Annotated in this window: 16 protein-coding genes and 7 tRNA genes; 2 read left to right on the forward strand and 21 right to left on the reverse strand. The window is 37.5% G+C overall.

Translation table 11 applies throughout. The features are described 5' to 3' along the window. The first annotated feature begins 96 nt into the window (after nucleotides 1-96). On the forward strand, nucleotides 97-771 hold the full coding sequence (locus MOO47_RS02130) for a prepilin peptidase (protein ID WP_249513194.1): 675 nt from the start codon (nucleotides 97-99) through the stop codon (nucleotides 769-771). Here the strand turns inward: MOO47_RS02130 and msrA are convergent. After that, the gene (gene msrA / locus MOO47_RS02135) at nucleotides 763-1,287 is read right to left on the reverse strand and encodes a peptide-methionine (S)-S-oxide reductase MsrA (RefSeq protein WP_249513195.1); all 525 of its coding nucleotides are present in this window, start codon (nucleotides 1,285-1,287) and stop codon (nucleotides 763-765) included. The genes MOO47_RS02130 and msrA overlap by 9 nt on opposite strands. Before the next feature lie 114 nt (nucleotides 1,288-1,401). Between msrA and MOO47_RS02140 the strand changes: the two genes are divergently transcribed. Continuing rightward, nucleotides 1,402-2,205, forward strand: a complete 804-nt coding sequence (locus MOO47_RS02140) for a TraX family protein (RefSeq protein ID WP_249513196.1) — start codon at nucleotides 1,402-1,404, stop codon at nucleotides 2,203-2,205. A 57-nt stretch (nucleotides 2,206-2,262) separates the two neighbouring features. Here the strand turns inward: MOO47_RS02140 and MOO47_RS02145 are convergent, their stop codons facing one another. The 20 genes from MOO47_RS02145 to MOO47_RS02240 all read right to left on the reverse strand — a co-directional run bounded on the left by MOO47_RS02145 (nucleotide 2,263) and on the right by MOO47_RS02240 (nucleotide 25,052). Continuing rightward, on the reverse strand, nucleotides 2,263-5,133 hold the full coding sequence (locus tag MOO47_RS02145; RefSeq protein WP_249513197.1) for a DUF1542 domain-containing protein: 2,871 nt from the start codon (nucleotides 5,131-5,133) through the stop codon (nucleotides 2,263-2,265). Between the two features lie 277 nt (nucleotides 5,134-5,410). Then, entirely contained in the window at nucleotides 5,411-9,028 is a 3,618-nt protein-coding gene (gene rpoC / locus MOO47_RS02150) for a DNA-directed RNA polymerase subunit beta' (RefSeq protein WP_249513198.1), read from the reverse strand. A gap of 11 nt (nucleotides 9,029-9,039) precedes the next feature. Next, entirely contained in the window at nucleotides 9,040-12,720 is a 3,681-nt protein-coding gene (gene rpoB, locus MOO47_RS02155) for a DNA-directed RNA polymerase subunit beta (protein WP_249513199.1), read from the reverse strand. A gap of 218 nt (nucleotides 12,721-12,938) precedes the next feature. Continuing rightward, complete coding sequence (locus MOO47_RS02160) at nucleotides 12,939-15,404, reverse strand: ATP-dependent Clp protease ATP-binding subunit (RefSeq protein WP_249513200.1); 2,466 nt, start codon at nucleotides 15,402-15,404, stop codon at nucleotides 12,939-12,941. A 199-nt stretch (nucleotides 15,405-15,603) separates the two neighbouring features. Then, nucleotides 15,604-15,667 (reverse strand) — tRNA-OTHER (locus MOO47_RS02165). Between the two features lie 11 nt (nucleotides 15,668-15,678). After that, nucleotides 15,679-15,752: transfer RNA gene (locus MOO47_RS02170), tRNA-Pro, on the reverse strand. Between the two features lie 10 nt (nucleotides 15,753-15,762). Then, nucleotides 15,763-15,834, reverse strand: a tRNA-Gly gene (locus tag MOO47_RS02175). 24 nt (nucleotides 15,835-15,858) lie between these two features. Next, a tRNA-Arg gene (locus tag MOO47_RS02180) sits at nucleotides 15,859-15,932 on the reverse strand. A 10-nt stretch (nucleotides 15,933-15,942) separates the two neighbouring features. Then, nucleotides 15,943-16,028 (reverse strand) — tRNA-Leu (locus MOO47_RS02185). A gap of 15 nt (nucleotides 16,029-16,043) precedes the next feature. Beyond that, a tRNA-Gly gene (locus tag MOO47_RS02190) sits at nucleotides 16,044-16,115 on the reverse strand. Between the two features lie 5 nt (nucleotides 16,116-16,120). Further along, nucleotides 16,121-16,193 (reverse strand) — tRNA-Lys (locus MOO47_RS02195). 76 nt (nucleotides 16,194-16,269) lie between these two features. Continuing rightward, complete coding sequence (gene lysS, locus MOO47_RS02200) at nucleotides 16,270-17,763, reverse strand: lysine--tRNA ligase (protein ID WP_249513201.1); 1,494 nt, start codon at nucleotides 17,761-17,763, stop codon at nucleotides 16,270-16,272. Nucleotides 17,764-17,775: 12 nt separating this feature from the next. Next, nucleotides 17,776-18,768, reverse strand: coding sequence for a tRNA dihydrouridine synthase DusB (gene dusB / locus MOO47_RS02205; protein WP_249513202.1), 993 nt, complete (start codon nucleotides 18,766-18,768; stop codon nucleotides 17,776-17,778). 49 nt (nucleotides 18,769-18,817) lie between these two features. After that, nucleotides 18,818-19,699 (reverse strand): Hsp33 family molecular chaperone HslO, encoded by an 882-nt coding sequence (gene hslO, locus MOO47_RS02210; RefSeq protein WP_249513203.1) that lies wholly within the window; start codon nucleotides 19,697-19,699, stop codon nucleotides 18,818-18,820. Nucleotides 19,700-19,783: 84 nt separating this feature from the next. Beyond that, complete coding sequence (ftsH, locus tag MOO47_RS02215; RefSeq protein ID WP_249513204.1) at nucleotides 19,784-21,865, reverse strand: ATP-dependent zinc metalloprotease FtsH; 2,082 nt, start codon at nucleotides 21,863-21,865, stop codon at nucleotides 19,784-19,786. Nucleotides 21,866-21,991: 126 nt separating this feature from the next. After that, nucleotides 21,992-22,534 carry a hypoxanthine phosphoribosyltransferase gene (gene hpt, locus MOO47_RS02220; RefSeq protein ID WP_249513518.1) on the reverse strand — a complete coding sequence of 181 codons (543 nt, stop codon included), beginning with the start codon at nucleotides 22,532-22,534 and terminating at the stop codon, nucleotides 21,992-21,994. Beyond that, nucleotides 22,531-23,871: a tRNA lysidine(34) synthetase TilS gene (gene tilS / locus MOO47_RS02225; protein ID WP_249513205.1), complete on the reverse strand. Its 1,341-nt coding sequence runs from the start codon at nucleotides 23,869-23,871 to the stop codon at nucleotides 22,531-22,533. The genes hpt and tilS overlap by 4 nt, the downstream gene beginning before the upstream one ends. Nucleotides 23,872-23,905: 34 nt before the next feature. Then, complete coding sequence (locus tag MOO47_RS02230) at nucleotides 23,906-24,331, reverse strand: S1 RNA-binding domain-containing protein (RefSeq protein ID WP_249513206.1); 426 nt, start codon at nucleotides 24,329-24,331, stop codon at nucleotides 23,906-23,908. Nucleotides 24,332-24,347: 16 nt separating this feature from the next. After that, complete coding sequence (locus MOO47_RS02235; protein WP_249513207.1) at nucleotides 24,348-24,743, reverse strand: FtsB family cell division protein; 396 nt, start codon at nucleotides 24,741-24,743, stop codon at nucleotides 24,348-24,350. 66 nt (nucleotides 24,744-24,809) lie between these two features. Further along, nucleotides 24,810-25,052, reverse strand: a complete 243-nt coding sequence (locus MOO47_RS02240) for an RNA-binding S4 domain-containing protein (protein WP_249513208.1) — start codon at nucleotides 25,050-25,052, stop codon at nucleotides 24,810-24,812. Between the last annotated feature and the right edge of the window lies 1 nt (nucleotide 25,053).

Here is a 25,053-nt window from a genome sequence, read left to right on the forward strand (position 1 = left end):
CACAGAGATAACATTAACATCGCTAACCAGTAATGTCAATCAATATTTAATAAATAATAAAATAAAAAATTGCGTATTTAGTATGGGAGGTGAGAAATGATTATTTTTAACATTATCTTTAGTATTTGTTGTGCCTCATTTAGTGGTTTGGTAGCAATTCGTTTACCAAAAAAACGTCCCATTATTACAGGACGTTCTTACTGTGATTTTTGTCACACTCGTTTAAAGTGGTACCACGAAATTCCGATTATTAGCTATCTATTTTTACGTGGACGTTGCCATTTTTGTAAACACAAAATAAACATAGAAATCTTTATAATTGAAATTATTGGCCTAATCATTGGCTGGAAAGCTAGTCAACAAACCAGTTTTAGTCCATATATATTAATAATCTTAACTCTAAGCGTTACTATCTGTGCTCTAACTGACTGGCGAAACCTTGCTATTTGGCCAATCACACTTATTCCGATAGTCACTATCACCTTAGTGTTGCAACCATTAACTGTGAGACAATGGTTGCATTGGTTGCTGTTGGCTATAATCTTTAATTCTATTTATTGGTTAATGCCTAATAAACTCGGCTATGGTGATATCGAAGTTATTTTAGTGATTGCTTTGGTCCTTGGGATAAAGCGAGCTTTGCTGATAACCTTAGGTGCAACATCGTTAGCCATGTGTTATCTAGTCATCCAAACATCCAAACGTACAGTGATACCATTTATTCCATTTTTCTTAGCCAGTTTATTAATAGATATTATTTTTTTACTTTGACCAATGATCTTTAATGAATTTATCACGACCACCAGCCTCTTCGATCTGATAGCGCAGTGGATTTTTCTTATAAAAGTCCTGATGATAATCTTCAGCAGGATAAAAAGGTTTGGCAGGCTCAATTTTAGTAACAATCGGCTTATCAAATTTGCCACTATCTTCTAAACGCTTTTTAGAAGCTTCCGCTACCTTTTTCTGTTGTTCATTTTTTACAAAGATAACCGGACGATAACTATCCCCACGATCTTGAAATTGTCCCATAGCATCCGTAGGATCCGTTTGCTGCCAATAAATTTCTACTAACTGTTCATAAGAAATAACATCTGGATCAAAAACAATTTCCACAGCCTCAGTATGACCTGTCGTATGACTGGCAACTTGCTCATAAGTGGGATTCACAGTGTGCCCACCAGTATAACCTGAAATAACCTTCTTGATACCGGGCATTGTATCAAACGGCTTAACCATACACCAAAAACATCCACCTGCAAAAATCGCTGTTTCTTCTTTACTCATAACTATCACCTCAATCAATCATCAATCATTCCAATAAGATATATAAGTTTACAATTATATATACCATAATGTATAATTTATGTTTGCTTATAAAATAACTTATTGGAGAATAAAATGAATTCAATAATTCAAAACTTTAAAAAAGGATTTTCAACATTTGACCTAAAAGTAATCGGCATTATCCTTATGCTCATAGATCATCTGCACCAAATGTTTGTGCCATTTGGCGCTCCCAATTGGCTGGATTGGTTTGGTCGACCAGTAGCAACTATTTTCTTCTTTGTAAGTGTGGTCGGCTTCAGTCATACCCACAACAAACGTAAATATATGCTACGTCTTTATACTAGCATGGTTTTGATGTCCCTGTTTACATTTAGCTTAGAAAAGATTGTTCACTACGATCAAGTTATATTGACCAACAATATTTTTCACGATTTATTTATCGGAACAATTTTCATGTTAGCCATCGACAAATTAAAAGATAATCAAAAGCCCATCAAAAATAGCATAATTGGCATTAGCTTATTTATTTTACCTTTTGCCACTAGTATCATCATCCCCTTACTAACAGTTATTAAAGTCCCAATTCCGATTTTAATTGGTGTCACAAGCTTCGTTCCCTCAATTGCCTTAACGGAAAACAATTTAATGGTGTTGTTAATTCCCTTAATGTATTTATTCAGAGACAATTTAAAAATTCAATGTTTATTAATTGCTTTAACTGCTTTAATTTATGGTGGCTTACAATTAGCTGGATTAATGCAAGTAAATCAGTGGTTAATGATTTTTGCTGCCATTTTAATTTGGTTTTATAACAATAAAAAAGGACCAGGAATTAAATATTTCTTCTATATTTTTTATCCAGCACATATTGGTATCTTATATTTAATTTCTGCTTTCTTATATATTCATCATTAAAAACAAAAAAGCGTGGCTAAAAAGTTCTAGCCTCGCTTTTTTACATAATTAACAATATTAGTTGCGACGTTTTTTACTTTTTCCAAAACCAAACATTGCAATCACAGAATCCAATAATAGCCAGCCAATCCAACCAGTATTATTTTGTTCCCCTAATTGAGGCAAACTAGCTTTTGGATCTTTAGGATCACTAATTTGAGCTGGATCACTAATTAAATGACTAACCATTGCTGGATCTGCACTAGTTGCAAAGTCAGTACCATTGGCAGCGCTTGGATCTGTTGTCGCATAATCTGTAGAAGTTGTTTCTTCTGGCGTACTATTACCATCAGCAGAAAGTGTTTTAGCTGACACAGTAGCAATTAATTGATTAGTTTGCGTGACAAAATTATCTTTAATTGCTGTCATATCAGCTAAACTAGTTGCACCAGCCAACTTAGTTGTCGCTGTATCATAAAAACTAGCCAACTGATCTTTAAATGATGCCTTGTCTTCAGCACTGATATTAGCCTGATCGATTAAAGTATTAGCCGATGAATTAATAGCATCTAGTACTTCTTGCGTACTTTGATTAGCTGTATTCAAATTGCTTTCACTAATCGCACTGTCTACAACTTGATTCATCGCATTAATACCTGCAGTTTTAGCCGCAGTGACATCAGCTTCACTATTGGCATTATTGATAGCAGTTTTAGCGGAATCAAAAGCTGCATTTATTTGCGTGGTAAATTGATTAACATCATTAGCAGTTAGATCACGTGTTACCTGTGGGTTCAAAGCTGAAACAGTAGCCAAATCATGATCACGTGCTGTTTGCAAGGCATTGATAGCATCATTTTTAGCAATTTCTAAATTGTTATCTGCACTGCTACTGTTAATTTGAGCAATGATTTTGTTAATATTTGCAACACCGATTTCTTTAGCTTCAACAATGCCATCCATATTAGTGATAACAATTTTAGTATACGCGTCTTTATAAGCGTCCATTATCGCCTTTTTTAACGTATTCTTGTCAGAAATAGCTAGATTGGCTTGATCTAAAGTTGTCAAAGCTTGATCGCGTACTTCATTTAATTCATTAAACGCTGAAGTTTTTGCATCTGTCAATGCATCAGCACCATTGTGACCTGAAAAAACGTTAGCAATATTTTGTTTACCTGTTGTCAAAGCACTCTCTATTTCAGTAGAAGTTGTAGTACTTTGTATTGCTGCAATGGCATTTTTATAAGCTGTCTTAGTTATAGCAATGAGGTCTGCTTGTGCTTGTGCGGCACCATCTACAGACATGTCTGTAGATTGCTGAATTTTATCAATCATATCATTATATGCAGATGCTAATTCATTAAGTGCTGAAATTTTTGCATCTGTTAATGCATCAGGTCCATTGTGGCCTAAAACGTTAATAATATTTTGTTCACCTGTTGTCAAAGCACTTTGCACATCATTAGTTGTAGTTGCACTGTGAACGTTTGCAACAGCAGTATTATAAGCATCATCTGCACGAGCCAGAAAATCATCTTGAGCATCACTGGATAAACCACTATTTTGAATTTTATTGATCATCGCAGCATGTTCATCTTGCAACTGAGTCAATGCATCATTTTGAGCTAATTCTAAGCTGTCATCATAATTATTACTATTAAGTGTTGCAATAACTCGATTCAGACCTGTAATGCCTTGATCCTCAGCTTTACTGATACTAATGTCGTCTGGAGCAGCTTGGAAAATACCTGAAAAACCATTCTGATAAGCATCCATGATTTGCTGCTTTAATTGCTTTTGATGCACCTCATTCAATGTCAATTGATCTAAGGCATCTAATGCTTGATGATATACTACGTTTAAATCATTAATTGCAGTATTATAAGCAGTATTTAAGTCATCAGCACCTTCATGACCTAAAACGTTAGTAATATTTTGTTCACCTGTTGTCAAAGCACTTTGCACATCATTAGTTGTAGTTGCACTGTGAACGTTTGCAACAGCAGTATTATAAGCATCATCTGCACGAGCCAGAAAATCATCTTGAGCATCACTGGATAAACCACTATTTTGAATTTTATTGATCATCGCAGTATGTTCATCTTGCAACTGGGTCAACGCACTTTGGCGAGCAGTAGCTAAATCAGGATTATCAATAACATCGTTCAAAGATTGTAAGCCCACAGCCAAAATTTTTTGAGCTGCCTCATTAGTCGTGGCTACATCTAACAAATCACTGTTCTGTTTCCAAACATCTTCTAGGTCGGCATTTTGTTCAGGATGTTTTTTACTCAAAGATACATAACCTTGTTCCAGTTGTGCTTGAGCTTGTGTTTGTAAAATATATAACGAAAATTGCGTTTCTAATTCAGTTAATTCTGCTTGGTCATTAATTTGCTCAACATTTGTACTTGCTTCACTAACAATATTGTCAATATCTGCAACATAATTGGTCTTTTTATCCGTAGTTAAATCAGTTTGCTGGTCAATGATGGATTTTGCACTATTGGCTTGTGTTTGTAAATTATTCACTGTTGTTAGTTTAGCTTTATCCAAATCACTTGTTGCTTGACCACTATTATCCGGCTCATTAGTAGTATCATCGGCTGGAATTTGTGATGTTGCAGGCGTACTTACAGTCGGATTTTGTGTCTGTACAGGCACTTTTTGTTGTTCCTGAAATGCTTCTGTTGTATCTGTCATAGTAGATGACTGTACAGCAGTAGTATCAGTAGCTGGTTTTGTTTGTACTGCATCATCAGAATCAGCATTAACTGATGTTGCAGTAGACGAATTTGTATTGGTAACGTTATCATTAACAACATCAACTGTTTGTGGCACAGCTACGTCAGCAGCAGCTACATTTTTAGGCTTTGTACTGACCAATAAAGCGGAAGAAAATAAAGTAACTCCCATTGTAAACAGTACTTGCTTCTTAACGTACATAAAAAATCCCCCTAAATATTATAAATTGTGATCCTTTAAATATATTATCATTACTAGTTAAATTTAACACAAGTTTTGTTTAATTTATGTTGATTTTTTTTGAGATAAATCGCACATAATGATTTTATAAATATTAATTTATTAGCAAAGATCGCTAAAATAATAAAATAAATATAATTAATGAACATCTCATTTAAATAAATATCTTAATAATTCTATATAAATATGCATAAAAAAAGGCTCCTAAATATATAGGAGTCTTTTTGCTAATTAATTTTTATACTTCTTCAGGAGCACCACTTAGTTGACTATCGAATGTTGCACCAACTTTTTCTGGTTGCATATGACGATATTTAGCCATACCCGTACCAGCTGGAATAATCTTACCAATCATAACATTCTCTTTCAAACCAACTAATGGATCACTCTTGCCACGAATCGACGCATCAGTCAATACACGTGTTGTTTCTTGGAAAGAAGCTGCTGATAAGAAACTATTTGTTTCCAAAGATGCCTTAGTAATACCTAACAATACTGGTGCACCAGTAGCTGGCAATTTACCCTTAATCAATGATTCTTTATTTGTTTCTGTAAATTGACCAATATCCAATAAGGAACCGGGCAAAACATTAGTATCACCTGGATCAAGCACGCGAATTTTACGAAGCATTTTTCGCACCATAACTTCGATATGCTTATCACTGATGTCAACACCTTGCATACGGTAAACTTTTTGAACTTCAGAAAGTAAATAGTTTTCAGTAGTTTGCACATCTGTAACTTTAATCAATTGCTTAGGATCAATTGATCCAGCAGTTAACTTGTCACCACGATGGATAATATCACCCTCAGCTACAGAAACACTAGCTGTATAAGGAACACTATAAGTTCTTGTATCAATCTTACCTTCAATAGTGATCTCACGCGTATGTTCAGCAGGATTTTCATCAACAGAACTAACTACACCGTCAACCTCAGAAATATAAGCTAAACCTTTGGGATTACGTGCTTCAAAAATTTCTTCAACACGAGGCAAACCTTGCGTAATATCTTCACCACCGGCAACACCACCAGTATGGAAGTTTCTCATGGTTAATTGCGTACCCGGTTCACCAATGGATTGCGCAGCCACAACACCAACGGCTTCACCAACTTCAACTTCCTCACCAGTAGCCAAGTTACGACCATAACATTTTTGACAGACACCATGTAGTGTGTTGCAAGTGAAGGCTGAACGAATTGTAACCGATTGAACACCATCATCAATTATCATACGTGCTGTATCTTCATCAATCAAAACATTACGTCCAACAATTTCTTCACCAGTCTTGGGATCTAAAATTTCTTTTTGCGTATAACGACCAACTAAACGATCATATAATGGTTCAATAACTTCATTACCATCAGTAATTGCTGACACTACTAAACCACGATCTGTGCCACAATCTTCTTCACGAATAATCACGTCTTGAGCCACATCAACTAAACGACGTGTCAAGTAACCAGAGTTCGCTGTTTTCAAAGCTGTATCAGTCATACCTTTACGAGCACCGTGAGTGGACATGAACATTTCTAAAACAGATAAACCTTCACGGAAGTTAGAAGTAACTGGCACTTCCATCATCCCGCCGTTAGGAGCAGCCATCAAGCCACGCATTCCAGCTAATTGCGTAAAGTTTGAAATATTACCACGAGCACCAGAATCAGACATCATGGAAATCGGATTCTTTGGATCAAAACTATCAACTAATTGCTGTTGAATATCATCCTTAGCATCATTCCAAATTGTTACCACACGATTATGGCGTTCTTCATCAGTGATTAAACCCCGACGAAATTGCTTAGATACAGTAGCCACTTTTTTATGGGCTTCATCAACAATATCTTGCTTATCATCTAACTGTGGCACATCGGATACACCAACTGTTAAACCAGCTAAAGTACATGCTGTATATCCAAGTTCTTTCATATCATCCAATAATTCAGATGTTCGTTGTACTTTGTAAATCTTGAAAACTTGGGCAATAATGTCGCTTAAATAGCCTTTTTTGAAAGGATCAGTCAACGGCATATCTTTAAGACGTTGATGAATATCTTCGCCTTCATTCAAGAAATACTTATCAGGAACACCTTTCACCATATTTTCTTCGGTAGGTTCATTCAAGAATGGCATGCCATTAGGCAAAATACGGTTAAAAATAACTTTACCAACACTTGTAATCATAATGCTGTTTCGACGATCTTCAGCAAAAGCAAAATTAGTCAACGACTTAGTTGCCAAACCAATCCGACTGTGCCAATGCACTAAACCATCTTGGAAAGCCATTTCTACTTCATCCATATCGTTAAAAATAATGCCTTCGCCTTCACGACCACGTTCTTCTAAAGTCAGATAGTAATTACCTAACACAACATCTTGAGAAGGCGTAACAATTGGCTTACCATCTTTAGGAGCTAAAATATGGTGAGCTGCAAGCATTAACATACGTGCTTCTGCTTGAGCTTCATCAGACAAGGGAACATGAACAGCCATCTGGTCACCATCAAAATCGGCATTATAAGCTTCACAAGCTAGAGGATGCAAACGAATCGATTTACCTTCTACCAGAACTGGTTCAAAGGCTTGAATACCTAAACGGTGCAACGTAGGCGCACGGTTTAAGAGCACAGGACGTTCCTTGATAACATCTTCCAAAACATCCCAAACATCATCATCTTGCCGTTCAATCTTACGTTTAGCATTTTTGATATTGGATGCTAGATCACGTGAAACTAATTCATGCATCACGAACGGTTTAAACAATTCTAACGCCATTTCACGTGGTAAACCACATTGATAAAATTTCAAAGTAGGACCAACATCAATAACTGAACGACCAGAGTAGTCCACACGCTTACCTAACAAGTTTTGACGAAAACGTCCTTGTTTACCCTTAAGCATGTGTGATAGAGATTTGAGTGGTCGATTACCTGGTCCAGTTACTGGACGACCACGACGACCATTGTCAATCAATCCATCAACCGCTTCTTGCAACATCCGTTTTTCATTTTGCACAATAATATTTGGTGCATTTAAATCTAACAGACGCTTCAACCGATTATTACGATTAATAACGCGACGATACAAATCATTAAGATCAGAAGTGGCAAAACGCCCACCCTCTAATTGGACCATTGGTCTTAAATCAGGAGGAATTACCGGAATACAATCCATAACCATCCATTCTGGACGATTACCAGAATTTTTGAAGGCATTTAAGATATCCAAACGCCGAATGGAACGCGTTCTTTTTTGTCCAGTAGCACTCTTCAAGATTTCTTTTAATTCAGTTACTTCTTTGTCTAAATCAACAGCTTGCAATAACTCTTTGATACCTTCAGCGCCCATTTTAGCAGTGAAAGCATCACCATATTGTTCACGTTTTTTACGGTATTCAGTTTCTGTCAATAACTGTTTATCTTCTAGATCAGTATCACCAGATTTAATAACCACGTAAGCGGCAAAATAAATAATTTCTTCTAGTGCACGTGGACTCATACCTAAGACCAAGCCCATACGACTAGGAATACCTTTAAAATACCAAATATGCGTTACCGGAGCTGCTAATTCAATATGCCCCATACGTTCACGACGAACCTTGGAGCGAGTAACCTCAACCCCACAACGATCACAAACAATCCCCTTATAACGAATCCGCTTATATTTACCACAAGCACATTCCCAATCTTTAGTTGGTCCAAAAATTCGTTCATCGAATAAACCATCACGTTCTGGTTTTAAAGTCCGATAATTAATGGTTTCTGGTTTTTTAACTTCACCATAAGACCAACTACGGATCTTATCTGGTGAAGCTAAACCAATTTGCATGCTTTCAAATTTATTAACATCTATCAATTGGCAACCTCCTATTGTTCATCATTGTTAGAAGCGTCAGTATTACTATTGATCATTTGATCCATCACTTTTTCTAGTTCTGGTTCTTCTTGAGCTTCTATTTCTTGATCATCTTGCTTTTTATCAGCTTCTTCTTGAACTAACTTTTGTTCTTGCTCTAAAGCTAATTTAGACAAAGCATCAATACTTTTAATAGTCGGATCTTCATCCATTTCCCGAAGTTCAACTTCTTTATTCTCATGATCCAAAATCTTCATATCTAGTCCAAGCGACTCTAATTCTTTCACTAAAACTCTAAATGATTCTGGCACACCTGGCTTAGGAATCGTTTCGCCCTTCACAATAGCTTCATAAGTGTTTACACGACCAGTGACATCATCAGATTTGTAAGTCAAAATTTCTTGTAGCGTGTAGGCAGCACCATACGCTTCCAGTGCCCAAACTTCCATTTCACCAAAACGCTGACCACCAAATTGTGCCTTACCACCTAATGGCTGTTGCGTAACTAAGGAGTAAGGTCCAATTGATCGAGCATGGATCTTGTCGTCAACCATATGGGCTAATTTCATATAATACATAACACCAACAGCCACACGATTATGGAACGGTTCACCGGTACGACCATCATACAAAACAGTTTTAGCATCTGAAGCCATATTAGCTTCTTGAACAGCTTTCCACAAATCATCATCATTAACACCATCAAAAACTGGCGTTGCTACATGAATTCCCAAGTTGCGTGCTGCCATTCCCAAATGCAATTCCAAAACTTGACCAATGTTCATACGTGAAGGAACACCCATTGGATTCAACAAGATATCTACTGGTGTACCATCAGGCATATATGGCATATCTTCTTCAGGAACAACAATGGAAACTGTACCTTTGTTACCATGACGACCAGCCATTTTATCGCCAACTTGAATTTTACGTTTTTGTGCAATATAAATTCGCACCATAGAATTAACACCTGGGCTTAGTTCATCGCCTTCTTCACGAGAAAAGACTTTAACATCTTGGACGATTCCACCGCCACCATGAGGTACACGTAACGAAGTATCACGAACTTCACGAGCTTTTTCACCAAAAATAGCATGCAATAAACGTTCTTCAGCAGATAATTCCGTAACACCCTTTGGCGTAACTTTACCAACTAAAATGTCCCCATCACGAACTTCCGCACCAACACGAATGATTCCATCTTCATCTAAATCTTTCAGGGCATCTTCACCAACATTAGGGATTTCGCGAGTGATCTCCTCAGGTCCTAATTTGGTGTCTCGTGCTTCTGATTCAAATTCTTCAATATGAATAGAAGTATAAATGTCATCTTTTACTAAACGTTCAGACAAAACAATCGCATCTTCATAGTTATACATATTCCAAGTCATAAATGCAATTAAAGGATTTTGCCCTAAAGCAAGTTCACCTTCTTGCATAGCCGGACCGTCAGCAATGATTTCACTACGATCAACGTGGTTACCTTTTTCTACGATTGGACGCTGGTTATAACATTTACCCGCATTAGAACGACGATACTTCATTAAATGATAAGTGTCTACAACATCTGAATCATCACGTTTAATTTTGATAATTTTAGCATCAACATATTCCACGATTCCCGCATATTTAGCTAACATTGCCGTTCCAGAATCATGAGCAGCAACATATTCCATACTAGTACCTACCAATGGAGAATGTGGCTTAATCAAAGGCACAGCTTGGCGTTGCATGTTAGCACCCATCAAAGCACGGTTAGAGTCATCATTTTCCAAGAAAGGAATACAGGAAGTAGCTACTGAAACAACTTGACGTGGTGAAACATCCATATAATCGACTTTATCCACAGTTGTTTCGATATTATCATCTTGATGACGCGCTAAAATACGTTCTTCTGCAAATGAACCATCATCATTTAAAGGTGTGTTAGCTTGCGCTACAACATAATTATCTTCTTCATCAGCCGTTAAATAATCAATTTTGTCAGTAACTTTATGCGTATCCCAAGAAACACGGCGATAAGGCGTTTCCACAAAACCATATTTATTAACAACTCCATAAGTAGCCAAGTTGTTAATCAAACCAATGTTAGGACCTTCTGGCGTTTCAATTGGGCACATCCGACCATAATGCGTATAGTGAACATCACGAACCGCATAACCAGCACGATCACGAGTCAAACCACCCGGTCCTAAAGCTGACAAACGTCTTTTATGCGTCAACTCACCAAGAGGATTGTTTTGATCCATGAATTGTGATAATTGAGAGGAACCAAAGAATTCTTTGATAGCTGCTACAACGGGTCTAATATTGATCAATTGTTGTGGTGTCACTGTGGCAGTGTCTTGAATAGACATCCGTTCACGAACAACACGCTCCATTCTAGATAAGCCTAAACGGAATTGATTTTGCAATAATTCACCAACTGAACGAATCCGTCGATTACCCAAGTGATCAATATCATCGGTGCTACCGATACCCTCTTGCAAGTTAAAGAAATAATTAATTTCAGCTAAAATATCAGCAGGAGTAATATGTTTAACACTCTCAGGGATATTAGCGTTACCAATCATATTCACAACCCGATCTTCATCAACTTGTGAGTAAACTTTGATAATCTGAACTTTTACTGGATCAGCCAAAATACCTTCATCAGAAGGTTGGAAAGTTGTAGCTTTAAAATCAGAATTCTTCAAATAAGGAGCTAATTTACTCATCGCTTCGCGATCTAAGACCGTATCCTTATTTAAAATAATCTCCCCAGTATCCGGATCAGCTAAAGTTTCAGCTAAAGTTAAACCACGTAAACGTGTCTTTAAATTTAATTTCTTGTTAACTTTGTAGCGACCAACTGGAGCTGTATCATAACGTTTTGGATCGAAGAAACGTGCATAAAGCAAAGAACGTGAACTTTCAGCTGTTTTAGGTTCACCAGGGCGTAAACGTTCATAAATATCTTTAAGTGCTTCTTCAACACGTGAATCACTAGTATCTTTGTGGACATCTTTTTCTAAGGTTAAATTTAAAGATTCACTGCTATTACCCAAAATATCCAGAATCTCGCTATCTAAACCGAAACCTAGTGCACGCATCAACTCCGTAATTGGTAACTTACGAGTACGATCAATCCGCACATAACTAATATTTTTAGCATCATTATCAAATTCTAGCCAAGCGCCACGGTTAGGAATGACAGTCGCCCCATAAATCATGCGACCATTTTTGTCAGCTTCAGCCGTGTAATACACGCCCGGGGAACGCACTAATTGAGAAACGATAACTCGTTCAGCACCATTAATAATAAAAGTTCCTTGTTCAGTCATCAGTGGGAAATCGCCAAAGAAAACATCTTGCGTCTTGATTTCACCGCTCTCATGATTGGTCAACCGCAACTTAACATGCAGAGGAGCCGAATAGTTAGCATCGTGATCACGTGCTTCATCAACAGTATATTTTGGCTCTAAAAGCTTATAATCTACATAGTCTAAGGATAAAGTCCCCGCAAAATCATCAATTGGCATGATGTCTTGGAACATTTCCTTAAGACCTTCATCCAAAAACCAATTATAAGAATTAGTTTGAATATCAATCAAATTGGGTAATGGTAATACTTCTTTAATTCGTGCATAACTGCGACGAGTTCGGTGTTTGCCATAATTGACATTGTGATAACTTACTGTTTCTTTCGTCAAATTGTTCACCCTTTCAAATAAAATCGCTAGAATTATTACAATTACATTACAAATTAGCTATATCGGATTTGCAAGCAAAAAAAAACCAAAAATAACTCAAATGGTCATTTTTGCTTTTTATATTATTCCAAACCGGACAATATTTCGGTGGAATACGCGTACTACATCACGATAACTAATCTATTAAATGATATTATATTTGAGAAAAATTGTCAAGTTTAAGCTTCAACTAATTTAGCTTGTTTAATTTTAAAAGTTAGTTCACCCTTTGAAGCTCCGACTGACAGCTGTTCACCAGCATGTAGAGCCCCACTTAACAACAAATCACTCACCCTATCTTCAATTTCTCGCTGAATGGTTCGCCGCAAGGGGCGTGCACCTAAAGTACGATCATAGCCTTTATCAACCAAGAAATCCATCGCCTTTAAGCTCAAAGTTAACTTAATATTTTGTTTTGCTAGGCGAATAACTAATTGTCGCACCATAATTTTAATGATCTGATGTAAATTATCCTTGCTCAATTCATCAAAGACCAAAATTTCATCAATTCGATTCAAAAACTCTGGTCGGAAAAATTGTTTAACTTCCTTCATAATGTGGTCATGCAAAAATTGATCAGCATTTTGTTGTTCACCATTTTGAAAACCAACATTATGCTCGTCATTCAAGGTATCAACCCCTAAATTAGAAGTCATGATAATAATCGTATTGCTGAAATCAACTTTACGTCCTTTAGCATCTGTTAACATACCATCATCCAAAACTTGCAACAATAAATTGAAAACATCACGATGTGCTTTTTCTACCTCGTCCAATAAGATAACTGAATAAGGATGATTACGAACTTGCTCAGTTAATTGACCACCTTCTTCATAGCCAACATAACCAGGCGCTGAACCAACTAAACGCGAAACGTTATATTTTTCCATATATTCTGACATATCAATTCGAATCATGGCCGATTCATTGCCAAAAACAACATCGGCAACAGCTTTAGCAAGTTCTGTTTTACCTACGCCGGTTGGTCCCAAAAACATAAAGGAACCAATTGGACGCCTCGGATCTTTTAAGCCACTACGTGCTCTTCTAATTGCTTTAGCCACAGCTTGAACAGCAAGATCTTGACCGACTACACGTTTATGCAATTCTTTTTCCAAATTCAGTAATTGCTGTGATTGTTGATGTGTTAGCTTAGTAACAGGTATTTTGGTCCATTGCGAAACAATGTTCGCAATATCTTCTTCTTGTACTTTTACATTTTTATTGGTACCTAAATGATTGGCTTTTTGTTCAAACCTATCCAATTGTTGCTTTAACTGTAATTCTTCTTGGCGATAAGTGGCTGCTTGCGCAAAATCTTGTTGTGCAATAGCTTGTTCTTTAGCAAGACTAGCATGATTTAGTTGTTGCTCTAACTCCTGCGCTTTGTTTTGCATCTTTTTACTAGTTTGGCGAATATGCACCAACGCAGCTGCTTCGTCCATTAAATCAATAGCTTTGTCAGGCAAATAGCGGCCAGTAAGATATCGCTTGGAAAGATCAACTGCAGCATGCAAAGCATCATCTGTAATTGTTAAATGATGATGCTCTTCATATTTAGGTCGCAATCCGGCTAAAATATGATAGCTAGCTTCCACTGACGGCTCAGCTACATCTACTCGCGCAAATCTCCGTGTGAAGGCAACATCTTTTTCGATATATTTTTGATATTCATCTAGCGTGGTAGCACCAATCATCTGCAACTCACCTCTAGATAAAGCTGGTTTTAATAAATTAGAAGCATCAATTGCGCCTTCTGCTCCACCAGCACCAATCAAAGTATGCAATTCATCTACAAACAAAATAACATTGCCCGCTTGATTAATTTCATTAATAATTTTTTTGAAGCGATCCTCAAACTCACCGCGATATTTAGTTCCTGCAATTAAAGAGCCTACATCAAGCATCATTAAACGTTTTACAGCTAATTCATTAGGAACATTCAGTTGGACAATTTTTTGTGCTAATCCTTCAACTACGGCCGTTTTACCAACACCTGGTTCACCTAATAAAACCGGATTATTCTTGGTACGCCGACTTAAAATCTGGATAACACGATCTAATTCAGATTCTCGTCCAATTACGGGATCCAACCGTCCTTGACGGGCTAATGCTGTCATATCACGAGCCAAAGAATCCAAGGTTGGCGTGATACTTTTAGTCTCTGATATTGCCTTTTTTTGGTTAGCTCGATCTAAGCGCTCAGAAACACCCATTTTCTGTAACAGTAATTTGCGAGTTTTCACAATACTTAAACCAAGTTCTTCTAAAACGCGAGCCGCCAAAATGGTCTGGTCACGCAATAGCGCTAACAAAATATGTCCTGTTCCTACCTGTGGCGCTTCTAAAAGACGTGCTTGCTTGCTGGCCATCTCTAAAACTTGCGCAGCTCGAGGTGAATATGGTAAATACAATTGATCCGTTAAGTCATCGTTTCCGTAGCCAGTCAGTAATTCAATTTCCTCTTGAATATCGGTCGCTGAAACTGTGAGCTCCGTAATTGTTTTAGCAGCCACGCCAGAACCTTCTTTGACTAAACCATATAATAAATGTTCTGTTCCAACAGCATGATGGTTGAATTTCATTGCTGCTTTTTGAGCTAAACTTAAAGCTTGCTTAGCACTTGAAGTAAATAATTCGGTCATTTCTTACCTCTCTTTTTGCACATCATGTAATAATGTCTCACGAGTATAGCACAATTCACTAATAAATTTGGGAATAGCTAACTTGTATTTATAACCATTGTAATCATTTATTATAAATTTTAAAACTAAACGTTTATACTTCTAACAAAAAAAGCCATCTTCATTTTAAAATAAGATGGCTTACTAATTGGATAACTTATCGAGAAGACAGGATTCGAACCTGCGCCCCCTGCATCTGCTCTATCAAGCCGAGCTACTTCCCGATAAACAAATATCGGGAAAACAAGATTCGAACTTGCGACCTCTACGTCCCGAACGTAGCGCTCTACCAAGCTGAGCTATTTCCCGATAAACAAAAAGCGGAAGACGGGATTCGAACCCGCGACCCCCACCATGGCAAGGTGATGTTCTACCACTGAACTACTTCCGCATAAATATTAAGTTAAATTACTAATGCACCCAGTAGGAGTCGAACCTACAACCTTCTGATTCGTAGTCAGACACTCTATCCAATTGCGCTATGGGTGCAACATTATAATGCCGAGGACCGGAATCGAACCGGTACGGTAATCACTTACCGCAGGATTTTAAGTCCTGTGCGTCTGCCAGTTCCGCCACCCCGGCGTTATTACAATGTAAAGCGGAAGACGGGATTCGAACCCGCGACCCCCACCATGGCAAGGTGATGTTCTACCACTGAACTACTTCCGCATTAATGAGTCGCGTGGGACCCGAACCCACGACCCACGGCTTAAAAGGCCGTTGCTCTACCAGCTGAGCTAGCGACTCAAACAGTCATCATATCAATCAACGACTGTATTAGTATATCAAATGCAAATTAAAATTGCAAGATGACATTGCAATTTTATTTATTGTCATCAGGACGCAAAGTCGGAAACAAAATGACGTCACGAATTGAAGGTGCATCAGTCAATAACATTACTAACCGATCAATACCAATTCCTAATCCACCAGTTGGTGGCATCCCGTATTCTAAAGCTTCCACGAAATCTTCATCTATGGCTTCCGCTTCATCATTACCAGCTTCACGTTCTTTAACTTGAGCTTCAAAGCGTTCTCTTTGATCAAGAGGATCATTTAATTCTGTAAAAGCATTAGCGTATTCATTACCTAAAATAAACAACTCAAAACGATCCACAAAGCGCGGATCTTGCTCATTTTTTTTGGCTAACGGTGAAATCTCTAATGGGTGCCCATAAATAAAAGTCGGTTCGACGATTGTTTCTTCCACAAATTCTTCAAAAAAGGCATTAATAATGTGCCCAACTTGCCAGTATTCTTCATAGTGCACATGATGTTCATCAGCTAACTTTCGAGCTTGTTCAACAGTCATCGCAGGCCAAAAATCAACGCCCGTTTGCTCTTTAATTGCATCGACCATATGCACACGCTTAAACGGCTTTGCTAAATCAAGTTCATTGCCTTGATAAGTGATTTTCTGTGTACCTAAAGCACCTTGAGCAGCAGCTTTAAAAATGCCTTCCGTTTCGTCCATAACGTCTTTGAAATCAAAGTAAGCAGCATAGCTTTCTAATTCGGTAAATTCCGGATTATGCTTAGTATCAATCCCTTCATTACGAAATACTCGACCAATCTCGTAAACACGTTCCATACCACCAACAATCAGGCGCTTTAAATGCAATTCGAGAGCAATTCGCAAGTACAAATCAATATTCAAAGCATTGTGATGGGTAATGAAAGGACGAGCTGAAGCACCGCCAGCTTGAGCATGTAAGACTGGCGTTTCCACTTCAATAAAACCTTCACTATCTAAATATTGGCGAATGGCTGTAATAATTTTAGAACGTTTAATGAATCGGGCAAAACTTTCTTGATTTGTAATTAAATCTAAATATCGTTGACGATAAATTTGCTCCACATTAGTCAAGCCGTGATATTTATCAGGTAACGGACGCAAGGATTTAGACAACAAAGTCACATGGGTAGCACGAACAGTTAATTCCCCCATATCTGTCTTAATCACATCGCCTTCAATACCATATAAATCGCCTAAATCGGCACGTTTAAAAATACGATAATTTTCATCACCAACAACATCTTTTCGAACATAAATTTGAATTTTGCCAGTACGATCTTTAATATCAGCAAAACCAACTTTACCTTTACCACGCTTAGTCATCATGCGACCGGCAATTGCTACATTAATCTTTTGCGCTACCAAATCATCTTTAGACAATTGCTCATAATCTGCATGCAATTGATCAGCTGTAGCCGTCGGTTGATAACGATGGCCAAAAGGATCGATACCATCATCACGTAAAGCTTGCAGTTTTTGCCGCCGTGCCCGTAGTTGATCATTCATTTCAGTATTTGCCATGAAAACTTACTCCTATCGTTGTAATATGCGTTGCATTGATATTTCAGAAAATTCATCCAATAAGTCATCGACTTCTTGTTTCGTATCTACTTCATTAATTGCAGCTTTCGTACGAGCTGAACGCGGAATACCCTTTAAATAATAAGCGGCTTGTTGCCTAAATTCAGGCACACCAATACGTTCACCTTTCAATTCTACTAAACGAGCTAGTTGTTCTTTGGCGGTTTGGACTTTTTGCATTGGTGTTGGCTCAGGTAATAGCTCACCTGTTTCTAAATAAGTAGCCATTGCTTTTAAGGCCCACGGATTGCCAATAGCTCCGCGTGCTACCATTACAGCATCTGCCCCAACTTCATCAATCATTCGTTTAGCATCTTGTGGTGTTTTAATATCACCATTGCCCATAAAGGGAATTGTTAATTGTTGCGCTACTTCATGCAATAACTCCCAATCTGCTTGCCCACTATACATTTGTTCGCGCGTGCGCCCGTGCATAGCAACCGCATCAGCGCCAGCTTCTTGTGCAGCTAAAGCATTTTCTACAGCTAAAATGTGGTCTGCATCCCAACCAGTTCGCATTTTCAAAGTTAATGGCTTATCAATTTCTGCTTTAATTGACTTTACTAAATCGTAAATACTGTCTGGATCTAATAGCCAATGTGATCCAGCACCAGTCTTAACCACTTTCTTTACTGGACAGCCCATATTAATATCAATAATATCTGCCGCAGTATTCTCGGCAACATATTTAATAGCTGGTACTAAAGTTTCTTTAGAGCTACCAAAAACTTGAATGCTGACCGGGTGTTCATTAGGATTAACATACAGCATTTCATGCGTTTTCTCGTTATCATATAAAATGCCACGATCACTAATCATCTCACAAACTACTAAACCAACTCCAAATTCTTTGGCGGTCATACGAAAAGAATAATTAGAGATCCCTGCCATTGGAGCCACAACCACTTGATTGGGTATCGTAACATTACCGATTTTCCACTCCATGTAAATCTTCCTTTCTTTATAGGCGCTACCGTATACATCATAGCAAAACCTAATTATTGCTGACAATCATTTGTTCAAGTTCATTTTTAGAAAATTGGTATTTTTGACCACAAAACTTGCAAACAGTTTCTGCTCCACCTTGTTGATCAATCATATCTTGTAATTCTCCAGCTGACAAAGCTGCTAATGACTTACCAAAACGTTCTTTGGAACAATCGCATTGAAATGTTACGGGCATTTTTGTCAGAAATTTAGTGTCAGCAGTCGCAAAAATACGTTGCACTAATTCTTCCGGCGTATCACCAGACTGCAACATCTCGTGGATTGGTGGCAAAGAATTAATTGTTTGAATAACTTGCTCAATTTCTGAATCTGTTGCATCTGGCATTGCTTGAACCATAAAACCACCAGCATGACTTACTTGATTATCAGACTCCACGAAAACTGACAAACCGACTGCTGCTGGAATTTGCTCTGATGTAGCTAAATAGTAAGCATAATCTTCTGCAATTTCCCCGGAAATTAATGGTACTTTCCCAGTGAAAGGTTGCCCCAATTTATTATCACGCGTGACAGTCAATAAACCATTGTGACCTACAGCTTTTTGCACGTCAATTTTACCCTTAGTATTCAAAGGCACACTAATATGTGGATTTTGGATATACCCTTTGACTTGCCCATTAGCATTACCATCAGCCACAATTAATCCAACCGGACCATCACCTAAAATGCGCGCGGTCAAAATCTCGTCATTTTTCATTAGTGAAGTACTTAACAGTAAAGTGCCGATTAAGCTACGTCCTAAGGCAGCCGTTGATGCACTCCAAGTGTCATGACTTTTTTGCGCTGTTGCCACCAATTGACTAGCATTGACAGCATAAATACGAAAATGACTATTTTGTGCTAATGCTTTTACTAAATAATCACCCATAATTTACTCCTTTATAAAACAAGTAAGGGCTGGTACAAAACTAAGTTTTGTCCAACCCTTAACTATATGATTACTCTTTTAGCATTATTCCTCAAAATCATGATCGGAATCATCATCACCTGGGGTCAATGTGTTGTGATCCTCGTCTGAGTCTGTTTGCTGCTCATGTTTTTGCTTAGCAGCATCGCGTTTTTTGACAACTTCTTTAGTTTCCTCAAATGTAGCTGCTTCTTTTTCAGAAGGAAATTCTTCAGTATTAGCTTCTGGTAACTTGCCAGTATTGTAAAGACTCAAAATTTGCTTCTCATCCAAAGTCTCATATTTAAGCAGGGCCTGTGCAATTGCTTTATGCTGTTCGCGATGCCCTTGAATAATATCAACTGCAGTTTGATGACCTTCATCCAAAATCTTACGAATTTCCTCGTCAATAGCTGTCGCTGTTTCAGGCGAATAATTGGCTTGTCCGTAAGCTCCAACTGGTGCGCCACCTTTTTCTAGTTGTACCATACCTAGACGTTTAGTCATTCCATACTCAGTAACCATAGCACGAGCAATCTGGGTAGCTTGCTCAAAGTCATTGGAAGCACCTGATGATTGACTACCAAAAATAATTTCTTCGGCAGTTCGTCCACCCATTAAACCAGCTACTTGCTCCATTAAATCTTTCTTGGTAAGCAAGTTTTGATCATCTTTAGGTAACATAATCGCATAACCACCGGCACGCCCACGCGGAATAATCGTAACTTTACGCACAGTTCTTGAGTCACTTAAAACAACACCAATTAACGCGTGCCCAGCTTCATGGTAAGCAACCATGTTACGTTCTTTATCAGAAATGACCCGATCTTTTTTAGCAGGACCAGCAATCACCCGATCTTCAGCTTCATCAATGTCTGCCGCATCAATCTTTGTTTTATCACGCTCTGCAGCTACTAAAGCAGCCTCATTCAAAACATTTTCAAGATCTGCACCGACAAAACCAGGGGTTTGTTGAGCAATAACCTTCAAGTCAACATCGTCCGCCAATGGTTTATTTTTGGCATGCACTCGTAAAATTGCTTCGCGTCCTTTAACATCTGGTTGGCCAACCAAAACCTTCCGATCAAAACGACCTGGACGTAATAACGCCGGATCCAAAACATCCGAACGGTTTGTAGCAGCAATTACAATCAAGCCTTCCTTACCAGTAAAACCATCCATTTCTACTAGTAATTGATTTAATGTTTGCTCGCGTTCATCATTGCCACCACCAGTTTTACCGTTACCACGCTGGCGGCCGATCGCATCGATTTCATCAATAAATATAATCGCTGGAGCATTCTTTTTAGCACTCGTAAACAAATCACGTACTCTAGAAGCTCCAACACCTACGAACATTTCCACAAAATCTGAACCAGAAATTGAATAGAAAGGAACTTTAGCTTCACCAGCAACGGCACGTGCCAATAAAGTCTTACCAGTACCGGGAGGTCCTTCAAGCAAAACACCAGAAGGAATTCTGGCACCTAGAGCACTATACTTACGAGAATCTTTTAGAAAATCAACAACTTCTACCAACTCTTGTTTTTCTTCCTCTGCACCTGCGACATCGGAAAAACGAACTTTATTTTTCTTAGGATCAATCGGCTTGGTCTGAGATTTTCCAAAGCTCATGATGTTTCCAGTACCACCGCCCTGACCAGTTCTGCTCATCATAGAATAGAGCAAGAAAGCAAAGAATAAGAAAGGAATAACCGTCAAAGCAATATTTAACCACATGCCATTTTGTGATTCTTCACGGGTATTCATCTTAGTTTTGGTTTTTTGGGCAGCTTGATTAATTTCTTTTAATGAATCATTATTAGGCAATACTGTCGCCGTAAAACGCTTAGATGCCCTTATGTTCCCCGATTGTCTGGAGAAAAAGCTTCCAGCAGGTACATTATTTTTCTTAGTTTCAGCTTTCTTGAAAGTACCAGAGACTTTGTATACACCATTAGAAGGTTGCAATGAAAAGTCTTTCACTTTATCATTTTTTAAGCGAGATACAAAATCACTGGAACTCAAATTTTCCACTTGTGAAGAACCTTGTCCCCCCACAAACCAGCTTGTTGCCAAAAGTATCAGTAAAAAAATAATCAGATAAAATAGACTGTTATTACGTAGTCCATTTTTATTATTTTTCAATATATTTTTCCTCCACGTTAAATAACTTGGTTATCATCTTATCACACTAACAATTGTGCTTCTAGCCAATAACTATGTGAAAAATGAATGTTGCAAACACATAAAATTATAACATATACCAGCTGTTTAATTATTCATATAAACTTCCGGCTTCAAAACACCAATGTAAGATAAATTACGATAGCGCTCGTTATAGTCCATTCCATAACCAACAACAAATTCATCGGGGCATTGTAGACCAACATAATCCACCTTAACGTTTTGCTGGCGATTGGCGGGTTTATCTAATAATGCCACAATCTTAATAGAATTAGCGTGGCGTTCCTTAAATAAATCCATCAAAGCCTTTAAAGTTAAACCAGTGTCGATAATATCTTCAACAAAGACTACATCACGCCCAGCTACAGAAACATCTAAGTCTTTTAAAATTTTGACTTCACCAGAAGTGGTTGTCTGACCGTTATAACTGGAAGCATCAATAAATTCTAAATCAACACTATCGGGAATTTGGCGTACCAAATCAGTCAAAAAAACAACGGCTCCTTTTAAAATACAAACAAAAAGTGGATTTTTACCTTTGTAATCATTTGCTAATAACTTTCCTAATTTCTGATTAGCTTGTGCAATTTCCTCTTCAGAAAACAAAACTTTCTGCATATCTTGGTTCATCGGCATTGGTAATCTCCCATCTGAATTTCAAATAAATATTTAGTTGGTAATATCTGGTAACGATAAACACCTTCTACCCAAACAATCACCCCGTCAAAAGTAATTACCCATAGTTTTTGGCGCTGATCATAAGGAACTTTTTGATTAATCAAACGATCCTTGAGCTTCTGGTGATGACCATCTTGCAATAATAAAACATCACCCTCTTGGCGATGTCGCAGACCAATTTTTTGTGGTAAATTGGGAAAATAAAAAGTCTGCTTATTAAATACAGACGACTGTTTTATTTTAAACTTTTGTGTATCGTTTGCATAGAGTGTTTTATTTAATTCCAGCCAAAAAGTGTTAACAACCTGAGCATTAGTTGGTGATCTAAATTGAAGTTGTTGATAATTTTTATGAAGCTGCCAATTTTTTGTTAAATCTAGTTGTGCAGTAGCCTGATCGTTAACTAACATTTGGCGTAATTGCCTTTGCTGGTGTTGCGTAAGATCTAAATTTAAATATTCATGCAAAATATATTGTACAAATAAAATTATTTGATCACTATTTAATTCCGATAATTTTAATAAGTCAATTGTCAAAACTTGAAATTTAAAAGTAGTACTTGCTTTAGCTAGCACTTTAAAATACTGACGTAGTCCACTTAAGGCAACTTGTTGCTGTTGTGTAAAATTCAACAGATGTTGCACAAATTGTGGATTCTCTTGTACTAAAAGGGGCATAATCTGGTTACGTAAACGATTGCGTAATGTCATATCTGTAAAGTTAGTTTGATCAATTGCAAAAGCAACCTTTTTCCTTTGCAAATAATCTAACAATTCAGATTTAGTGAAATTAAGCAATGGTCTGATTAATTGCTTAGTATGAAAATCACGCACTGTAGCCATTGCTGTGGTTTCCCAGATACTACCGCTACGAATTAACTTCATAAGTAAAGTTTCTGCTTGATCATCAGCCTGATGCGCGGTCAACAAAATATCCAAATTAAATTGTTGCATAATTTCTGCAAAAAAATGGTACCTAAAGTCTCGTGCTTTACTTTCCATACCTACAATCACACTGGGATGCTCCCAAAGTGTTGTATGAAAAGCCAAACGTTCTTGATGGCAAAATTGGCGCACTAATTGAACTTCTTGTTCACTTTGTGCTCGCAAATCAAAATTCACTGTTGCCACATGGATTTCAGGTCGCCACTTTACCGGCAAATTAACCAATAAGGTCAATAACGCCATTGAATCGCTACCACCTGAAACAGCAACCAAGACTGAGCAATCAGCATTCCAGTAATTATTTTTACGTACAATTTGGTTAAACTTAGCCTGTACTTGTTCCATAACACAAAAAAGTTCGAGTTAAACTAACTCAAACTTAATTCCGACGACCTCCTCGACCACCACGTTTGCCTTCAGTATTTTTTTTCAAAGTGGAAAGACGATCTTGGCTTTCTTTCATAAAGCTAGCTAATAGATCGTCAAAGTCTCCACCTACAGCTTTTTTACCATGATGTTTGTGCCCTGTATGAGTTTTATGATGAAATGGATCGGACTTTTGAGATGATACTGGAGCTTGTGCTTTTTTAATTGACAAAGCAATTTTGCCATTGTCATCACTAATCACAATTGCTGTTATGACATCGCCAACACTTAGTTTATCGTGAATATCTTTAACATAATCACTGGAAACCTGGCTAATATGTACCAGACCACTTTGGCCATTACCAATATCAACAAAAGCTCCAAAATTCTTGATTCCGGTTACCTTACCTGTTACTTTTGTTCCTACTGATACGGTCATTTGTAAAAATTACTCCTTAAAAATTGATATTTTTATTTGCTTCATTAGGGATATTATAAATTATTTCACCATCTTTAGAATAATTAAAACGATAGCGAATCAAATTGTCTAAATATTCTGGCTGATGCAATTGCTTAATTTCATTATCTAAATCAGCTTTTTGTCTTGTAGCCTCATGCAACTTATGTTGTTGGCTGGTCAAATTATTATTGGTCGTAATTTGACTTTTATACGCTCTATAAAGCCGATTAAAACCCAGTAAAAGCACGATCAACAAAACCACTAGCAAAAAGACAATTCGGCGACGATGTACCAGGGAAACGCGTCGCTTGAACTTCAGTTCAGCCGAACGATCATCATTGTTCAAATTAATTGGACTAACATTATTATTTTTATCCAATGATTTTGTCACCAAAATCCTCTCCTAGTGTCTATGAGTATAACAATTTTCCCAATTATTTTCTAGAATTATTAACGGCTAATTTATGAAACGATACATTTGCTCTGCATCAACTTTCTTAACAATCTCAGGAGTGCTGACAACTTCCACTTGTACATCGCGATTACCATAATGAATAGTTATCTGGTCACCTGGTTGCACATCTGTCGATGATTTTGCCACTCGTTGATTAATTTCAATTCGACCCTTATCAGCAATTTCTTTAGCCAAAGTCCGTCGTTTAACTAAGCGTGACAACTTTAAATATTTATCTAAGCGCATC

Origin of the sequence: Bombilactobacillus thymidiniphilus, assembly GCF_023380245.1 — a bacterium.
Classification (GTDB): domain Bacteria; phylum Bacillota; class Bacilli; order Lactobacillales; family Lactobacillaceae; genus Bombilactobacillus; species Bombilactobacillus thymidiniphilus.

Excerpts from the sequence above, each read along its gene's own strand:
- MOO47_RS02145 (WP_249513197.1), bottom strand. The coding sequence starts at position 5,133 with ATGTACGTTAAGAAGCAAGTACTGTTTACAATGGGAGTTACTTTATTT.
- MOO47_RS02140 (WP_249513196.1), top strand. The coding sequence starts at position 1,402 with ATGAATTCAATAATTCAAAACTTTAAAAAAGGATTTTCAACATTTGAC.
- hslO (WP_249513203.1), bottom strand. The coding sequence starts at position 19,699 with ATGGGTGATTATTTAGTAAAAGCATTAGCACAAAATAGTCATTTTCGT.
- hpt (WP_249513518.1), bottom strand. The coding sequence starts at position 22,534 with ATGAACCAAGATATGCAGAAAGTTTTGTTTTCTGAAGAGGAAATTGCA.
- lysS (WP_249513201.1), bottom strand. The coding sequence starts at position 17,763 with ATGGCAAATACTGAAATGAATGATCAACTACGGGCACGGCGGCAAAAA.
- MOO47_RS02230 (WP_249513206.1), bottom strand. The coding sequence starts at position 24,331 with ATGACCGTATCAGTAGGAACAAAAGTAACAGGTAAGGTAACCGGAATC.
- MOO47_RS02130 (WP_249513194.1), top strand. The coding sequence starts at position 97 with ATGATTATTTTTAACATTATCTTTAGTATTTGTTGTGCCTCATTTAGT.
- msrA (WP_249513195.1), bottom strand. The coding sequence starts at position 1,287 with ATGAGTAAAGAAGAAACAGCGATTTTTGCAGGTGGATGTTTTTGGTGT.
- dusB (WP_249513202.1), bottom strand. The coding sequence starts at position 18,768 with ATGGAGTGGAAAATCGGTAATGTTACGATACCCAATCAAGTGGTTGTG.
- MOO47_RS02240 (WP_249513208.1), bottom strand. The coding sequence starts at position 25,052 with ATGCGCTTAGATAAATATTTAAAGTTGTCACGCTTAGTTAAACGACGG.
- tilS (WP_249513205.1), bottom strand. The coding sequence starts at position 23,871 with ATGGAACAAGTACAGGCTAAGTTTAACCAAATTGTACGTAAAAATAAT.
- MOO47_RS02160 (WP_249513200.1), bottom strand. The coding sequence starts at position 15,404 with ATGACCGAATTATTTACTTCAAGTGCTAAGCAAGCTTTAAGTTTAGCT.